We start from the raw sequence: 17303 nt of genomic DNA, 5'->3' as shown, positions 1-17303 counted from the left end.
TCCGTATTCGGCACGGATGAGCTACGGATGAGCTACGGATAGCATGTGCGGGAAGACGGGAAATAGTAGAAAGTAAGTGGGAAGTTCGGCACGGATTAGTGCGAACCCGTGCAATTTGGCGCCAAACGTTGAACCGGACGGCTATAAATATTAAGTCACAGCGAATTTCGCAAGACAACGCGTGTTGGATTGCGGAAGGTAACGATTTCTTTATTCATAATCGCTTGGCTCACCGCCTTACCCATCGCTTCGAAATCGGTCGAAATGACCGTAATACCATCTTCGAGGATTTCTTTAACAGCCGTGTCGTTATAAGATATCAGTCCAACGTCCGACCCAAGTTTGTAGTTTTTGCTGCGGGCTAATTTGATCAACGCTACATCATCGGTGTCATAACGGCTAAAGGTAATGTACCCATTTCCCTTTTGGAAGCTGCTGGCTTCTACTTCGTGTTCGATGGCATACCGATACGCATGCTCCACGCAAAAACGTAGAAATCCATCCATCACGTGGCGGGCATGGGTAGCTTCATGGGGGGCGATAAGGATCAGCTTTTTATACTTGGAAAGTTGATCTTTTAATTGGGTGAGGCCGTCATAGATATCGTGCTCGAAATCTTGGAAAATACAAGAATACTCGCCGTCTAAGTCAGGCTGATTGTAATCGATAATGATGCGTTTCTGTGCGGGTATGAGGTTGAGCACCTCGGAAGGATTTTCTTTAAGGAAAGTAGCAACGACGAAGTGCGTATAGTTACCCAAGTTTTCGCGGATCAGGTTTTCAAACACCTTGAAATTGTGGTGATGGAAATATATATCCATGTCAGCTACATTCTTGAGTTCCTCGAATAGCGTATGGTAGAACCGGTCGCGCATGACATTCATTTTGTCAAGTAAGAGAAACACCCTGTAGGTATGGTCTACCGACTTCTTCTTTACGTAGTATCCTTTGCGATACACCGATTCGATGATGCCTTTTTCAAGTAGATGGGTGAGTCCCTTCAGTAAGGTCTCCTTGCTCATACCCAACTTTTTTTCGAGTTGCTTTAGTGACGGGATCCGATCGCCGATGTGGAGTTGGTCAGATTCAACCAAATGGTTTATATAGTCTACCAGTTGCAGGTATTTCATGCGACTGCCGGAGCGCGGGTTATGTTCAGTAGATTCGATCCCCATTTTAATTTATGCGGGGCAAAAATAACTAAATGCCACTACCAAACCAAACCAGAAGAAGTTATTTCCTATTTTGGGCCTATGTGGTTGATTATCAATTATAAGTTGGATTTTGTTGAAATAAAATTTGGATGATGTTCCTGAAATCTCTTATACTTGCAGTAGGATTTGGTACCAGACCATACCAGACCAGATTGTTAATAAAAGAGTGTTAACCAATTTTAATCATTATGCATAAATTTTATTTTTTATTAGGCTGTTTTTGCGCATGGGCAACGATTGCGAGTGCACAGCAAACAATCACAGGAACAGTCACCGACGGTGGGGATGGCACCCCGCTGCCCAACGTGACAATAGTTGTTCCCCAAACCGATCAACAGACCCAAACTGATGCAAACGGTCGGTATCAGCTTACGGTGCTATCCGGCGCTAAACGGATCTCTTTTTCACTGTTGGGCTATGCTACGCTGGAAGAGGTCATTGGTGATCGTAACCTAATCAATGTTAGCCTTGAAGCCGAGACGACGGGCTTGGACGAGGTGGTCGTGGTGGGGTACGGTACACAGCGGAAAATCGAAACAACGGGTTCCATTGCATCGGTAAAGGCTGCGGAATTGACCCAAATGCCGGTAACAAACGTGGCGCAGGGATTGCAAGCTCGGGTGGCTGGTGTACAAATCAACCAGAATTCAGGCGCGCCTGGCGGAAATATTAGTGTTCGTATTCGCGGTACCAATTCGATTAACGGAAGTTCTGAACCGCTATATGTAGTTGATGGGATTCAAATATCAAATAGTGGTGGAATAAATGACGTAAGTCCGTTGTCAACCATTAACCCAAATGATATCGAATCCGTGGAAGTGCTCAAAGACGCGTCAGCTGCCGCTATCTACGGTGCACGGGCAGCAAATGGCGTAGTGCTGATTACCACAAAACGAGGGAAGTCGGGGGCAACACGGGTTGACTTTGAGAGCTACGTCGGTGTACAGAACGTGTCAAAAACCCTCGATGTGTTGAATGCCGCCGAATTTGCGCAATTGGAAAACGAGGTGTATAAAACAACTGTCTATGAAAACCCCGCCTCCTTGGGTGAAGGGATTAATTGGCAGGACATTATTTTCCGGGAAGCATCGATCCAAAACCACCAGCTTACGGTGAATGGCGGGAATGAAAAAACACAATTGGCGCTATCACTGAATTATTTCGACCAAGATGGCATTATTGTGAATTCGGGATTCGAACGGTATTCGTACCGATTGAATGTTGACCACCGAATCAACGATCGAATCAAATTGGGGAGTAGTATTTTAGGAAGCTATTCAATCAATCAAGGAATTAACGCCGGCTCCGATAACCTAGGCAACGCGGCAGTGGTAACCGGAAGTGTATTGGGTGCCGCCATCGGTGCACCGCCGACCTTGGAGCCGTACCGTGAAGGTGGAGGCGTTTATCCATTTGCAGAGCAACACGGTGGAAGGTACCGCGAGGTGATCAACCCACTGAATTTCACAGAAATTCTACAACAACGGGCGATTAAGCGAACACTGGCAAATGTGTATGGAGAATTTGAAGTCATGCCGGGGTTGGTGTATCGGGCATCTTTTAATGTCGATATAGACGACCGATTGTATGATAGTTATTCGCCTTTATCCATCATTGCCCAGCAGGACATCGGCGAAAATTCGGGATCCGGATCGAAAGACAACCGTGATTTTCTGAATCTCTTGCACGAAAGTTTGATTACGTATTCAACTCGACTCGCTGAAAATCATTCACTGAAATTGACCGGACTATTTGCTACCCAATCCGAAGCATACAAACGTAATTTTTTGTCGGCGACTGGTTTTCCAAACGATGCTACGACGAATGAAGCCTTGCAGTTAGCCCTGAATAGTCAAGTATCGAGCGACCGGACCTCGCAGCGATTGGATTCCTACATGGCCCGTATCAATTACGGATACCGGGATAAGTTCTTCCTCGACATTACCGGACGTATCGATGGACTGACTAAATTTGGGGCCAATAAGAAATATGGATTCTTCCCTGCGGTTTCCGCAGCGTACCGGCTAATCGAGGAGCCGTTTTTCCAGGGAATACGTCAGTTGAGCGACCTGAAGCTGCGGGCAAGCTACGGTACGACAGGCAACGCCGCAGGTCTTTCGCCCTACCAGTCGCTGGCCATGGTCGCCGCAAGTGGTGGCTATAATTTTAACCATAGCTGGGATACCGGTATTGCACCTACAGGCATCGCTAACCCGAATTTGCGGTGGGAGAAATCGACGCAGACGAACGTGGGGCTTGATGTCAGCTTGTTCAATAATAGGTGGTCTATCGTGGCTGATTATTATCATAAGCGTACCGACGACCTGCTCTACGTCAAATCACTGCCCTTTTCTTCGGGATATAGCACCATTACCGGAAATTATGCTTCGCTCGAAAACAAAGGCTTTGAAGTGGCAACGAATGCTGTTATCCTGGATTCAGATTTACAGTGGACCGTTACCGCAAACGTAACAGCCAATAGAAATAAAGTGATTGATTTGGATGGGGGCACTACTGACGAGCGCTTTATTACGAATTATACCATATTGAAGGTAGGTGAGCCATTAGGGCTTTTCAAAACCTACGTGTTTGATGGCATCAACCAAACCGGCGAAACGATCATTCCGGGCTATGACGGGCGTTTAGGCGGGCATAAGGTTAGAGACATCAATGGGGATGACGCCATCGATGCGGATGATCAGATCATCACAGGGAACCCAAATCCTCAATTTATCTTCGGCTTTTCGACTAACCTGAATTATAAAAATGTTGATTTAAGCATTTTCCTGTCGGGCAGCTATGGCAACGATATTTATAACATCAGCAGGTTGTCGTTTGAAAATCCGCTTGGACAACGAAACCAGCTAAAAGGAGTCGTTAATCGGTGGACGCCGGAAAATCCCAGTGAACAGTATGTTAGTCCATTTGTGGCTGGCCGGTTGCCGATAACAAACTATGCCATGGAAGATGGATCGTACCTCCGAGTAAGGAATATTAACCTGGGCTACACGTTCAATTCCTTGGGAAAGCTTAATCGCATCCGGGTGTACGTGAGTGCTAATAACCTCTTCACGTTTACGAAATATACCGGGTTCGATCCAGAAGTGAATACCTATGCCGGGTCGAACACTCAGATTGGAATTGACAACCTCGTCTATCCACAGGCGAAGTCAATACTGGGAGGTATACAAGTTAGTTTCTAATCCTCAAGTTACAAAAATAGAAAGTAATGAAAATGCGTAACATATTATACAAAGCAGTAATTTTCCTGTTTATGACTTCAGGAATGATGGCTTGCAAACTGGATGAAACGGTTTACTCATCCATTTTTTCGGAATCTTATTATAAAACGGCTTCCGATGCCGAAAAGGCATTGGTGTCGGCATATGGTGCGATGAGTGCGCTTTACAGCGGTCCGGCAGCCCTGTTGGTTCCAGATTTCAGCGACGACCAAACCTATCCACGAGCCGTGGTGGGCCGTAATACGCTGACGCTTTTCACTGTAGAACCTACCTATACCACGCAGCGCAGCCAAGGAAGAATTATGGAATCTCCGGAACGGATATGGACAGCGTGTTATGAAGGTATCGAACGAGCCAATTGGATCATCGCAAAGGTACCTGAAGCGGATATGGATGAGACTCGCAAAAAGCAGATTATAGGTGAAGCACATTTCTTACGGGCATTTTACCATTGGATGCTTACTAAGAATTTCGGCGAAATTCCGGTGAGAACAACCCCAAGCACAAAAGAAGAGGAAGCCTATACGCCGAAGAGCCCATTAAACGAGGTATATCAGCAAATTTATAGCGATTTGGATATCGCATATGATTCGGGGTTACCTTCTTTTCCGGCAGTAGAACCCGGAAGGCCTTCAAGGGAGGCTGTAAATGCGTTGTACGCAAAGGCTGCACTATACAACGAAGATTGGGCGGTGGCATTAGAAAAGGCGGAATCCGTATTGAATTCGCAAACTTATGCATTATTGGATAATGTGGTGGATCTCTTTCGCCATGATAACGAAGAGGACGCCCGTAGGGAAATGATGTGGGCCTATGAGGTGGATCCTATATCGCCGGGGAACGGACATCAGATGGTAGGTCTTACTGGACCGTCGGGAAGTGGCGGGGTCGAATATGGACGTACTACCTATGGTTCCATGTTTGCTTATATGGACTTTTTTATGTCCTTTGAAGAAGGCGACGAAAGGCGAATGTTGCTCGATACGACCTACCTGAACAAGGCAGGGGAGTGGGTGCCGCAACGACAAATTACTCCGATCACGGAAGAAGGTGTGTTGATAAAAAAATACCAGGATCCGGTTTCCACCACAAGTTCGACACGCAATATCCCGATTTTCAGACTGGCCGATATATACTTAATCGCTGCTGAAGCGGAGGCTCACTTGAACGGGCCCAGCACCAAGGCTTATGGATATGTGAATAGCATACGCGATAGAGCCGGTCTTGAGGATTTAGCGGCCGGATTAAGCGAAACGGATTTCATCGATGCCGTAATCCAAGAGCGGGCATGGGAATTTTTTGCCGAGGGCGACCGATGGTACGACCTCACTCGGACTGGGAAATTTCTAGAAGTTATTCCCAACGCCGTAAACGATGTGTATCCGGAGCGGAATGTCCAGCCGAAAAATAGGTATTTTCCTATCCCGCAGGATGAAATCAATGCCAATCCGGAATTGACGCAAAACCCTGATTGGAATTGATGGGATTACCTGCGTAAATCGCAACGGGTCTGCAACGGCTGCTACCGCGTACATACGATAGCAGCCGTTGCAGAGCTTATACGGATCTCATCGGCTTACCCGACCGTTGGCCTGCTTATGAGAACACGGTACGCGTGTATTGGAAGGCAGGAGTTCACATCGGCTTATAAAGATGAATACCCGCTAAGATTTATAAAAAAGAAGTATGAAATTACCTAGGAGAGTTACTGCTAAGTATTTGTTGATCCTTTTCTCGTTTGCCGCATGGTCGCTGCATACCCTAGCCCAAACCCAATTGTTGGTCGAAGCCGAATCCTTCGACAATACCGGGGGATGGGTCATCGACCAGCAATCGTTCCCAGTTATCCAGTCGTCTTACCTGATGGCCCATGGCATGGGACGACCAGTGGAAGATGCAACCACCACCGCGCACTTTGAGAAAACGGGGACATATCATCTATGGGTGCGTACAAAAGACTGGGCGCCGTTTCCGAAAGGACCGGGTAGATTTGAGGTCATCGTAAACGGCGAACCGCTGGGAGGCGTTTTCGGGGAAAGTGGCGTCGCCGGATGGAAGTGGTATTACGGAGGTGAAGTGGATATTACCAATGTGGATGCAGAGATTCGGTTGAAGGACCTATCCGGGTTCAACGGCCGCTGCGACGCATTGCTGTTTAGTACATCGAAAGCCGAACCGCCACAGGATTCCGTGGGAATGTCTAACTTGAGAAAAACCTTACTTGATCTTGACGGCACAAGGAAAGAGGCCGGCCACTTCGATCTTGTTGTGGTTGGAGGGGGGGTCGCGGGTACCTGTGCTGCGGTTGTTGCGGCGAGATTAGGACTAAAAGTGGCGCTTATACAAGATCGCCCGGTGTTGGGAGGAAACAACAGTTCGGAAGTACGTGTACACCTCAGAGGCGATATCGATAAGAACCACCACCCCAAACTAGGGCGAGTGGTGCGCGAGTTGGATAATGGAGATCCGGGGAATGGCCATCCCGATGGACTGCAATATGGCGACCAACGGAAAATGGATATCATTAATTATGAGAAAAATATAACGCTATATCTTAATACCCATGTGTATCAAGTGGAAATGAAGGACAAGAACATTTCGGCCGTCATTGGGCGAGATATCCGGACAAATAAAGAAGTACGATTTACAGGCTCATTCTTTTCCGATTGCACAGGTGATGGTACCGTTGGATATCTGGCGGGAGCCAATTACCGAATGGGAAGGGAAAGCAAGGTTGAAACGGGCGAATCATTGGCCGCAGAAAAAACAGATGACTTCACGTTAGGTACCTCGAATCTCTGGGCATCGCTACCCGTGGATTCGGTGACGGATTTCCCCCAAACTCCATGGGCCCTGCCGTTTTCAGACGAATACCATATTGACGAGGAACGGTCGGATTGGCAGTGGGAGACCGGTTTTGGCAATCTGAATACGATTGCCCAGGCTGAAGAAATCAGGGATCATAACCTCCGCGCAGTGTACGGCAACTGGTCTTACCTTAAGAACAATAAAGCCGAAAAATATGGCAAGCGAGAATTGGCGTGGGTAGCTTACATCGGTGGGAAACGGGAATCGAGGAGGTTGATGGGTGATCACATTTTAACTCAAATGGATATACAGGATGGCAAAATGTATCCCGATGCTACGGTGACCGCGACGTGGACGATAGACTTGCATTTCCCTCAGAAAGAAAACAGCCTTTACTTTCCCGGGGAGGAGTTTTTTGCGAGTACAAAGCACATTCGGGTCGCTCCTTATACAATACCCTACCGTTGCCTGTATAGCCGAAACATTCCAAACTTGTTTATGGCTGGAAGGAATATCAGCACCACGCACGTTGCCTTTGGCAGCACTCGCGTGATGCGTACCTGCGGAATGATGGGGGAAGTGGTAGGAATGGCGGCTTATGTGGCGAAGAAAAATGAAACCAACCCCAGAGGAGTATACGAAAGACATTTAGACGACCTTCTTGATATGGTGAGAGACTGATAGCGAATGGGAGTACGAACGGATAACATAGTGTATACCAGTCTGCGATACCTCCGGTTGATTGCATCAACAATGATGGTGTGTTTTCTGGTAAACGCAGCAAATGCACAGCAGGACAAAGACGTTATAGCACTTAGCCGTGCCAACTATTCGGTTCATATTGATACAAATACCTTCCAATTAGAAGTGCAACGTGGAGAAAGTAAAATCCCCGCTCATCCGTTGGGAAATGTGCAGTTCTGTCGTGCTAGCGACACAAGTGGAGAAGCAATACGATCGGTACGTATACAGCACCTCGATAGTGATTCGCTTACAGCGAAGTTAACGAATCGACAGGGTCAAGAAGCACAGGTAACCATTCGATTGGAAGACGATTACTTTGCTATTTCCGTGGTGCCAGAATCCCCTCCGTCTTCGGTGGGCGACCTGTATCGAATCGACTTCCGAACAGCTGCACTCAGTCCGGCTTACGGTTTGGGCGACCACGGCGGATTTGGTGATAACACCGATGTCACCGGTTTTGTGGATGACGATTTCGGCAACCGCGATAATGAACATCGTTTTATATCGACATTTACTGTTTTTCCGGCGCATGAGTTCGCACAGGTGCTATTCAGTGAACGGACCAAAAGGGTGGCGGTGTCCCGCGAAGAAAATCGGCTCGGAGTGGCGGCAGATACACGGGCTACCGTATATTATTTCGTGGGCAATCCGAAGCAAATTTATCGGACCTACATGCGTGTAAGGAAGATAGAGGGGTACCCTAGTCTGAAACCGAAATACCGGTTCTTCCAGCTGGGCTACGAAGCATTTGGTTCCTTGGGGTGGAATACCTATCAGTCATCGGTTGAAGAAGATATCGATACCTACCTTGGACGGGGGTACCCCATCAAATGGGCCGTTGTAGGGTCGGGCTTCTGGAAGGGCGAGCGGCGAAATCCAACCGAAGGGGCGACTACGAGCTTCGGAATCTGGGATGACGTGGCCGACGCTGGGAGAAACGATGGCTTACCCAATCCCCGATATCCTAATCCCGGCGCTTTCAAAGATTTCTTTAAAAAAAAGGATATCAGCCTGCTGTTGGGATTGCGGATAAATTTTAAAGGCACGACGGAGTACGGTGGTTATTATGAGGAAACCAATGATGGGGAATTTGTGAAAGAAGGCATGGATGCCGGTTATTTTGTAACCGATAGCAGCGGGAAACCGGAGACATATCGCGTAAATTTTCCTCAAGGTAACGTGTTCCTGCTAAATGACCGGAATCCGGCGGCGGTTGATTGGTATGTAAAGGGGGCAAATCGATGGGGAGTGGACGGTTTCAAGGAAGATCTGATGTTGTATGATGGGAAGAAACTCGATAACGACGCCAAATTGAATCCCATTAACGAAGCATTGATGAAGCGGGATTACCTCATTATGGCTCGGAACAGCGCGTACACCGTGGCTGGCGACATCCTGAGGTTGGAAGATACGAAGTACGGCTTTGACCAAGATCGGCCATTGATCAACGGATTGAATTATGCAGCAAGTGGCGCAGCAGCCGTTTACCTCGATATCGTAGCAGGTAAATATTTGGAAAACCCGCTGACCGAAGATCAGAAGATATATTTCGTGCGTAACGCGATGACCAATGCGGTTAGTCCGGTGATGGCTATGGGACACGGCCCCTGGCATTTGCAGAACCCGGTTTATGAGAAAGCCGTTAAAAAAGCAATGCAATGGCATGTAGCTTACGCTGCTTATCTATATAGCGCCGCGCTGGAAAGTTATTACACGGGCTTCCCCTCCGTCATGACGCCATTGCCTGTGGCATTCCCTGACGATGCCAACACCTATCAACTGGCTGGTAAAGCGCATAGGCAATACGCATGGATGCTGGGCGAATCGCTGTTGGCAACACCGCTCTATGGAAATGATTATGCTACGGCAACGCAGCGGAATGTTTACCTTCCAGCAGGACGATGGATGGATTATGAAACAAAAGCATGGTTCGAAGGACCGCTAACCCTGGAGAATTACGATTTCCCGCTAGATAAAATACCCGTATTCATAGGTGGAAAAGGGATATTGGTACGTGAATGTGAAAACCGATTTGAGGCATCGGTATACCCCACTTCCGACGAGCCGTTTTCCTATACATTTCATTTTCCGGATGGCGAAAGGAAGTCTGTCGTGCATAAAGAATTTGCAAACTGGAAAAAAGGTGGGTACCGCATCCGCAATACAAAAACAGACGAAATCAACGAAGTGTATTTGTCTGATTTCAGTGTTCCCCTGACCTTTGAAATTACACCGGGTACTGAGTATAAACTGGATTTTAATGACTAGGAAATGAAGAAAATTAGTGGACTCATTATCTTTGTGCAGGTGGTTTCGACTTGCGCGTTTGGACAATCGGACATCGTGTTGGAAAACCGAGATTTGCGGTTGAAATGGGAAGAGACGCCGAATGGCTATGTGTTGGATGAAATTACGCTTCATCGGAATAGCGAAGCAATAGCGGTGCCGAATACGCAAGGAAGTTACCTCGCCCTCTATTCGAAAAGCACGCCCGATACACAGCCGGATACGTCGCTGATGGAGCGTGCCCAGGGGCATGTGTTTGACTCCTATAAATACATTATTTCCAGGTGGGTGGATAATTTCCGGCCGGTGGCTCTCAATACGGCGGGAGAAGCTACTTCGTTTTATCCAACGAATGCGAAATCGGGACCGAACGGTGTGGAATTTATTCATCAGGCCGACCAATTCACAGCCGAAATCACATGGACACTGGACCACCTGTATACCTCCGATATATGGGTGGAAATGCGGATTAAAGCCAAACAATCGGGCTATTTTTCGTTCGCTTCACCTACACTTTTTGCAACCAGTCCCGATGACCTGGAATGGGCAATGCTGCCGGGGTACTTCCAGGGGCATGAAATTCAGCCAGACTTGCTTCGGGCATATGCCTATGGGCAAGGGATACCGAATATCCCAGTGGTGGTCCGCGAGCGTACCGCAAGTACGCTTTCTCCACTCATCCAAAATAAGCAGGGCATAACACTGGCTGTGATTGCAGATCCGGAAGCAACCGCAACGGATCCGTGGGCCGGAAGTCATGACACGCGCAGCGAATGGCGCCTCGGCCTATCGCTGATGAATCGGCAGGCGCAACTTTCTCCTACCCTCTACCATCCGGTATTGGGGGAGATGGATTCCTTTATGGAAGCAGGTGAGGAGCGCATCTTTCGGTTTCGGTTTTCAATACAACAGAACGATTGGTTTCAGGTATACCAGCATGCCATTTACGATGTGTACGATTTCCGTAAAGCCGTTGAGCTGAAAAACACGCGGGAATCACTTTCCAACCGTATTCTTTCGATGTTGAACTACTTGAAAGATGACCGTACATCCCTGTGGAACATACACGAATACCAAGGGATGGAAATCGGGGCGCAGTCTTATTTGGGGGGTGTCGTTGGCTCCGATAGGGATGCCATGAAAAATGCCGATTACGGCGCTATGTGGATGTTGGCCCGGATTACAGGCGATTCGGTGTTAAACGAAACCCGGTTGCAGCCGGCAAGGAACTTCAAGCTCACGCAACAACAAACGGAAGATGGCTTTTTTAAGGGGGCTGCGGTTGGACAGTATTACCTGTGGAAGAGCCGCCGTTTTACCGAAGAGTGGGGCGACTACGTTGAACCCATTGCATTAACGTATTATACGATGTTGGATATCGGAAACATCCTCCTATTCGATCCAACCGACCAAGCGTTGAAAGATCGGCTGCGCATCGGCGCGGATAAGCTGTTGCAATGGCAGCATGCGGACGGCGGTTGGGAGGTAGCTTATGACAGGCATACCAAACAGCCGGTATTTACGGATCAGCTGGATTTGCGCCCCACATTTTATGGGCTGATTGTAGCATATCGATTACTTGGCGATGAAAAATACTTGAAGGGAGCGGTAAAAGGTGCAGATTGGTTTGTTACGAATGCAGTAAAAAAGGGATATTTCCTAGGGGTGTGCGGTGACGTTCGCTTTGTGCCTGATTTCGCTACCGCACAGAGTGCCCAAGCATTGCTTGATTTATTCGAGATAACCCGCAACGATTCGTATCTTGAAGCGGCTGTGGAGACGGCAAAAATCTATACGGCTTCCATCTATACGCACCCCATTCCCTCGCAGGAGGTGAAGGAAGTGCGGGGCAAACGGAAGGAAGATTGGGAGATCAGCCAGGTGGGGCTGAGCTTCGAACACGGTGGAACACTCGGATCTGCAAACGGAGGTGGTCCGATTGCCTTGGCCAGCCATGCTGGTCTTTTTGTGCGGATGGCGGATTTAACTGGTGAACAGCTGTTCCGTGATATGGCACGTGCAGCGGCATGGGGGAGAGATGCGTTTGTCGATTCAACTACACATGTAGCTTCCTATTATTGGGCTCGCATGGACGATGGGGCAGGCCCATTTCCGCATCATGCATGGTGGCAGGTGGGTTGGATAACCGACTATTTGATGGCCGAGATCAGCTCCCGTTCCAACGGGCTTATCAAATTTCCAAGAGGATTCGTGGCGCCTAAAGTGGGCCCGCATCAATCGTATGGTTTTGCTCCGGGTACGCTTTTCGGTAATGAGGTAGCGTTGTGGTTACCCGCGGAAGGGCTCAAGGTGTCCAATCAACAAGTAGATTTCATGGCGGCAAAATCCATTGAGAATGGCGACACGTATTTGATCCTATTGAATAACAGTACGCGGATACAGCGTAGCGCGGTCCATTTCCGTGTTCCCGATGCAGCATATTCCAAAGCTGTGTTGTTGGATGAAAATGGAGATAAATGCGAAGATATGTTTGCAGAAGACGGGAATTTCACGGTGAGTATGCAACCTTTTGGGTTAAAAGTGATCAAATTAACTAATTGATTGGAATCATTTACAATGACTGGAATGAAAGGATTCGCCATTTGGCTTTTTATCTGTTTTTTTTCGAATGGTGTTTTTGCACAATATACGATCCGGCAACCGAATGCCATCCCGCTTCACGGTGAATGGACATTTGCGCTCGATCTGGCTGACCGAGGCGAAATCGGTCAGTGGTACCTCGAAGGGATAACCCGGGAAGGGCGGCAGGATAAAGTGACGGTACCGCATTGCTTTTCCAGCGACCCACGTTATCTTTTTTATACGGGAACTGCTTGGTACCGCAAATCGTTTGCATGGAGGCCTGTGCCGGGTAAACGTGTAATCCTTCACTTTGATGCCGCTTATTACCTTACGAAAGTCTGGTTAAATGGGCAATGGATCGGTATACATGAAGGCGGATATACACCTTTTCATTTCGATATTACCGATCACCTAAAAGACGGAGAGAATCTGTTGGCGGTATCCGTAAATAACGATACCTGGAAGCCGAATACGGTGCCGGGCACAAAGGATAACGATGATATAAACGACTCGTATCCGGCTTGGATTAACTATGGCGGACTCGTAAGGCCTGTTTACCTCACCATTGAGCCCGAAGTGTACATTGAAAACATGAAGGTAGCCGCTATACCGGATTTGACGACAGGAACTTCAGTACTGAAAACTAACGTACGGATACGCAATGCCAGCCCACGCGCGATATCACCTCAGACGAACTATAAGGTGCAATTGGGAGCGGACGTGCTTTCACTGACGTGGAAGAACAAGGCTGTAGATATATCAGCAGGTCAAACAATGATACTGGAGTCTGAAAGCGAGCTGACGGCAGCTCAGACCACACTTTGGAACGTGGATTCACCGACGCTTTATGAGCTAACGGCAAGTGTAGGGGATGATACGCTTACCACGCACTTTGGAATCCGGAAAATAGAGGTCCGCAATGCCCAGTTATTACTCAACGGCCAACCGGTGCGGTTGGGAGGAGGCAATCGGGTGTTGGACTACCCCGGCTTAGGGTCGATGGAGCCTGACTGGCTCATCGAGAAGGACTTCAAGCTTATGAAAGAAGCAGGTATGGAATTCCAACGTTTAACACATTATACACCGTCTGAATATTTTTATGATTTGGCTGACCGATACGGCATGTTGATCGTTACGGAAGTGGGCAATTGGCAGCTTACGCCGACGCAGCTGGATAATGACACCATCCGGGCAACATTCAAGCAGCAGTTTCAGGAGATGGTCGAGCGCGATTGGAATCATCCCAGCGTGATTGCCTATAGCATGGGCAACGAATATCGATCCGATGAGCCAGCCGGCCAACGTTGGACGAAAGACATGATCGCGTATGCGCGGGAACTGGATCCTACACGGTTGTATACATTTGCGAGTAATCGCCTCAATGCCAAACCTGAAAAACCCGCAGATGAGGCCAGCCAGTATGTAGATTTTATAAGCGCAAACATTTATGGTGGTCACGGCCGAACCTTAGACCATATACACACCCTCTATCCGGATAAACCTATCCTGATTAGTGAATGGGGGGTGCGTTCAGATACCGACAAAGGTGAAGCTTGGCCGGCACAGCATGTTACCGACGTGGTCAGTGAAATCCGGAAGCGCCCTTTCGTAATCGGCGCAGCGTGGTGGACGTACAACGATTACCAGAGCCGCTACTATAACACCAACCCCAACGGTTACCGCCCCTGGGGATTGGTGAGGCCAGACCGATCGGTGCGCCCTGCTTATGCGGTTTACCAACGCGAAATGGCACCTATAACGGTAGAAAAAGTGCAGTATCAAATCGGTGAACAAGGTATGCACCAGTTGCGGCTGAAAGTAACGGCTCGAGGCGATTTTCCGGCCCATCCAGTGCGCGGATACATTTTGAAGGCTCCTCATATTCAGATTGCGCTGCCTGAATTGCAACCCGGCGAAAGCAAAGAGATTTCCCTCTCCATTAATGGGTTCGTTGATGAACTTTCGCTGAAAATTTTCAAGCCTACGGGTTATGTAGCGTTGGAACAAACTATTAAGTTAAACGAACACAATTAATTTATGCAGTAAGATCAACGCTGTGTGTTGTAAAAATTTGTAAACGGAGAATAGAAATGAATAGAAAAGCTTTGCTTGCAGTTGTTATGATTGCTACATCAATGGGGTACGCGGATGCGCAGTCATCTAATATTGCGCAACATAAATCCGTAAGCGGATTCCCCGTTATCGATAGCAATCCATTTGAATATGTTGTGGACGGAAACGATGTCTCTTGTTGGTATCTGCCGGAGGCCGTTCGCACCAAATATATTGAAATTGACTTGGACGGCGAATATCGCGTTGATCGTGTACTGTTGAAAAACCTAAATGGAATTCATGATATCAGAATACTTGCGCGAATCGATGATAGACTGACTGAGGTGTTCAAAGGAGGAATGCCGTACTCGCACCTGATTACTTTTGATCCGGTCAAAGTAAAGGCGATCAGGTTGGAGTTCAATAAAGAACCAAAAGTTCACGGGCACAAGGCAGACGTCTACATCGGTGAAATAGAAGTTTATGCGTATGAGCCTCAACCTGTGATGGTCAACCAAACGGGATACAACACATTGGGAGCAAAGCGGTTTACGGCGCCGCTTGCGGTGGATGGGACGTCGTTTAAGGTTGTCGACAGCACTGACGCTGTTGTATTTAGTGGAACGATTGCCAAGGGAGTGGGTGATTTCTCCAATTTCAGGCCAGATATACCCGGGCCGTATTGGGTGGAAGTAAGGGGGGACGATTTAGGGCGCTCGTTTCCCTTTCGTATAGAACCCTATCTCATGGAACGTGCATCTTATTTTCCGGCCATGGCTTTTATGGCCGATACGCGTTGCTGGTATGGGAACGCCGATGAGTATACACCTACCGAAGCTGGGCCGGGATGTCCGTTTCTAGGGGTCGCTTGGCGCGACAGCCACCAATTTTCATTTGAGTTGCCGGTCTTGATTTCCATGTATTTTGCTAATCCACAAGCATTTTCTCGGGATAGAATGCCGGAACAATCCCTATATCGCGGTCTTCGGGAAGATCTGCCCGCGGAAACTCCCGAAATCGTTAAAATGATCTATTGGGCGGTGGATATTTATTTGAAGGGGGAAGTGAACCATACGTTGCTGAAAAGCCAGTTAGCTTGGTTTGTGTATGCTTGGCCTCATTTAAGTGAGTATATCCCGCGACGTGTCTACGACGAAGCCGTCGCCTACCTGTTCCCGATCTGGGGAAATTCGGAGAAAGGGCGGTGGCACTGGCATGATATTGATCATTCGGCAGATTTGTTCCAAACCTATACGATTCTGGGGTCGGGAAAAGGACAGTTCCCTCCAGGATTTTCTATCATCCCTAACTTAATGATGTACGAGGTGGCCAAGAGAGAGAATAGGAAAGATGCCGATCGGTTTTTTGAAGCTGCATACAAGCAAACGGCTTGGTTGATTACAAACCTGGACTGGCGTGACCCCGCTACCACTAAAGGTCAGCGTATGAATGAATACATTACGCTGGATGCGTTATCTTACTTTCTCAAAAAATACCCGAAACGTGCTCCCAAAAGGTTGGCTGCCAAGCTGTCGAGCTGGGCCGATGTAGCAATCGAGCGTGCCGATAATTATTGGGATTATCGGAAGTATGCAGCTGACCAGTGGACAATTCCCGATATCCGTTATCCGGATGATCCGAAATTTAACCCCCATGGTAGTTTCAATGAAGTTGGCAATATTGCCGGGTTCCCGGTTCCTGCGTTGGCTGCAGCTTGGGCCATCGAAAAATATGATGCCGATCGCACGAAAGCCGATAGACTTAGGGTGATGGCAACCGCGCATATTGACCATGTGTTTGGACGAAACCCCAATGGAAGGCATTTCAGCTACGACGCGGTTCATGATTTTGAAGGCGCGGACCTGGGTTGGTTCAGAGAATATGATGGAGGCGCGGGTATGCTGCAAACGGCAAGGGGCGTATTGGATGGGTCCGTCAAAGAACCAGCTTACCCTTATCATCCTTACGGAGGGGATCCGGGTCATACGGAAGGATGGGTCACATTTAATACGGCCTGGATAATGGCCTTGGCTTACCAAGCCGCAGACGTTACTTCTATTGAATTCACCGAGGTAAATAGCGATGAAATTGCCCGCAAGATACCAAAAGAAGGACGTGTCGGGGTAAGACTGCACGCGCCTTTAAATTTGGACCCGAATAAAAAAGAAAAAGCATTTGTTCAAGTAATTCATGGCACAACGGGGGAAGTGGCAAAGTTAGCGCTGGAAGAAAAGGGGGTTAATGGCCACTATTTTGACGGAGAGCTGGATGTTCATCAACTTCCTTTTTCAGTAGCTCCAGGAACCCCGTTGACTGTTTGTTACGGATTAGAACATTTTAGAGCATCAAGTGAAATAGTCTTTAACTAGCTAGT

General features: G+C 48.1%; 8 protein-coding genes. 7 read left to right on the top strand and 1 reads right to left on the bottom strand.

Features of this window, described 5'->3' with window-relative positions; translation table 11 throughout:
• Nucleotides 1-155: 155 nt before the first annotated feature.
• Nucleotides 156-1175, bottom strand: coding sequence for a GntR family transcriptional regulator (locus tag BMZ56_RS16540; RefSeq protein ID WP_218146598.1), 1020 nt, complete (start codon nt 1173-1175; stop codon nt 156-158).
• Nucleotides 1176-1402: 227 nt separating this feature from the next.
• Here BMZ56_RS16540 and BMZ56_RS16535 point away from each other — a divergent pair, with 227 nt between their 5' ends.
• The 7 genes from BMZ56_RS16535 (at nt 1403) to BMZ56_RS16505 (ending at nt 17298) form a co-directional block, all read left to right on the top strand.
• Nucleotides 1403-4417: a SusC/RagA family TonB-linked outer membrane protein gene (locus BMZ56_RS16535; RefSeq protein WP_090628587.1), complete on the top strand. Its 3015-nt coding sequence runs from the start codon at nt 1403-1405 to the stop codon at nt 4415-4417.
• Between the two features lie 32 nt (nt 4418-4449).
• A complete protein-coding gene (locus BMZ56_RS16530; protein ID WP_090628873.1) occupies nt 4450-5937 on the top strand; it encodes a RagB/SusD family nutrient uptake outer membrane protein in 1488 nt (495 codons plus the stop codon).
• A 205-nt stretch (nt 5938-6142) separates the two neighbouring features.
• The gene (locus tag BMZ56_RS16525) at nt 6143-7945 is read left to right on the top strand and encodes an FAD-dependent oxidoreductase (protein WP_090628586.1); all 1803 of its coding nucleotides are present in this window, start codon (nt 6143-6145) and stop codon (nt 7943-7945) included.
• Nucleotides 7946-7951: 6 nt separating this feature from the next.
• The gene (locus BMZ56_RS16520) at nt 7952-10276 is read left to right on the top strand and encodes a glycoside hydrolase family 31 family protein (RefSeq protein WP_090628584.1); all 2325 of its coding nucleotides are present in this window, start codon (nt 7952-7954) and stop codon (nt 10274-10276) included.
• Nucleotides 10277-10279: 3 nt separating this feature from the next.
• Entirely contained in the window at nt 10280-12856 is a 2577-nt protein-coding gene (locus BMZ56_RS16515) for a YyaL domain-containing protein (RefSeq protein WP_090628582.1), read from the top strand.
• Between the two features lie 15 nt (nt 12857-12871).
• Nucleotides 12872-14911 carry a glycoside hydrolase family 2 protein gene (locus BMZ56_RS16510; protein WP_218146596.1) on the top strand — a complete coding sequence of 680 codons (2040 nt, stop codon included), beginning with the start codon at nt 12872-12874 and terminating at the stop codon, nt 14909-14911.
• A gap of 56 nt (nt 14912-14967) precedes the next feature.
• A complete protein-coding gene (locus tag BMZ56_RS16505) occupies nt 14968-17298 on the top strand; it encodes a hypothetical protein (RefSeq protein ID WP_143072952.1) in 2331 nt (776 codons plus the stop codon).
• The last annotated feature ends 5 nt before the right edge of the window (nt 17299-17303 follow it).

Source organism: Parapedobacter indicus (assembly GCF_900113765.1).
GTDB classification, from domain to species: domain Bacteria; phylum Bacteroidota; class Bacteroidia; order Sphingobacteriales; family Sphingobacteriaceae; genus Parapedobacter; species Parapedobacter indicus.
Note: the sequence above shows the minus strand (reverse complement) of the source record. Positions and strands in the feature narration are given on the sequence as shown.

Bases quoted from the DNA above. Each gene is read 5' to 3' on its own strand.
- BMZ56_RS16540 (WP_218146598.1), bottom strand. From the start codon at position 1,175: ATGGGGATCGAATCTACTGAACATAACCCGCGCTCCGGCAGTCGCATG.
- BMZ56_RS16535 (WP_090628587.1), top strand. From the start codon at position 1,403: ATGCATAAATTTTATTTTTTATTAGGCTGTTTTTGCGCATGGGCAACG.
- BMZ56_RS16530 (WP_090628873.1), top strand. From the start codon at position 4,450: ATGCGTAACATATTATACAAAGCAGTAATTTTCCTGTTTATGACTTCA.
- BMZ56_RS16525 (WP_090628586.1), top strand. From the start codon at position 6,143: ATGAAATTACCTAGGAGAGTTACTGCTAAGTATTTGTTGATCCTTTTC.
- BMZ56_RS16520 (WP_090628584.1), top strand. From the start codon at position 7,952: ATGGGAGTACGAACGGATAACATAGTGTATACCAGTCTGCGATACCTC.
- BMZ56_RS16515 (WP_090628582.1), top strand. From the start codon at position 10,280: ATGAAGAAAATTAGTGGACTCATTATCTTTGTGCAGGTGGTTTCGACT.
- BMZ56_RS16510 (WP_218146596.1), top strand. From the start codon at position 12,872: ATGACTGGAATGAAAGGATTCGCCATTTGGCTTTTTATCTGTTTTTTT.
- BMZ56_RS16505 (WP_143072952.1), top strand. From the start codon at position 14,968: ATGAATAGAAAAGCTTTGCTTGCAGTTGTTATGATTGCTACATCAATG.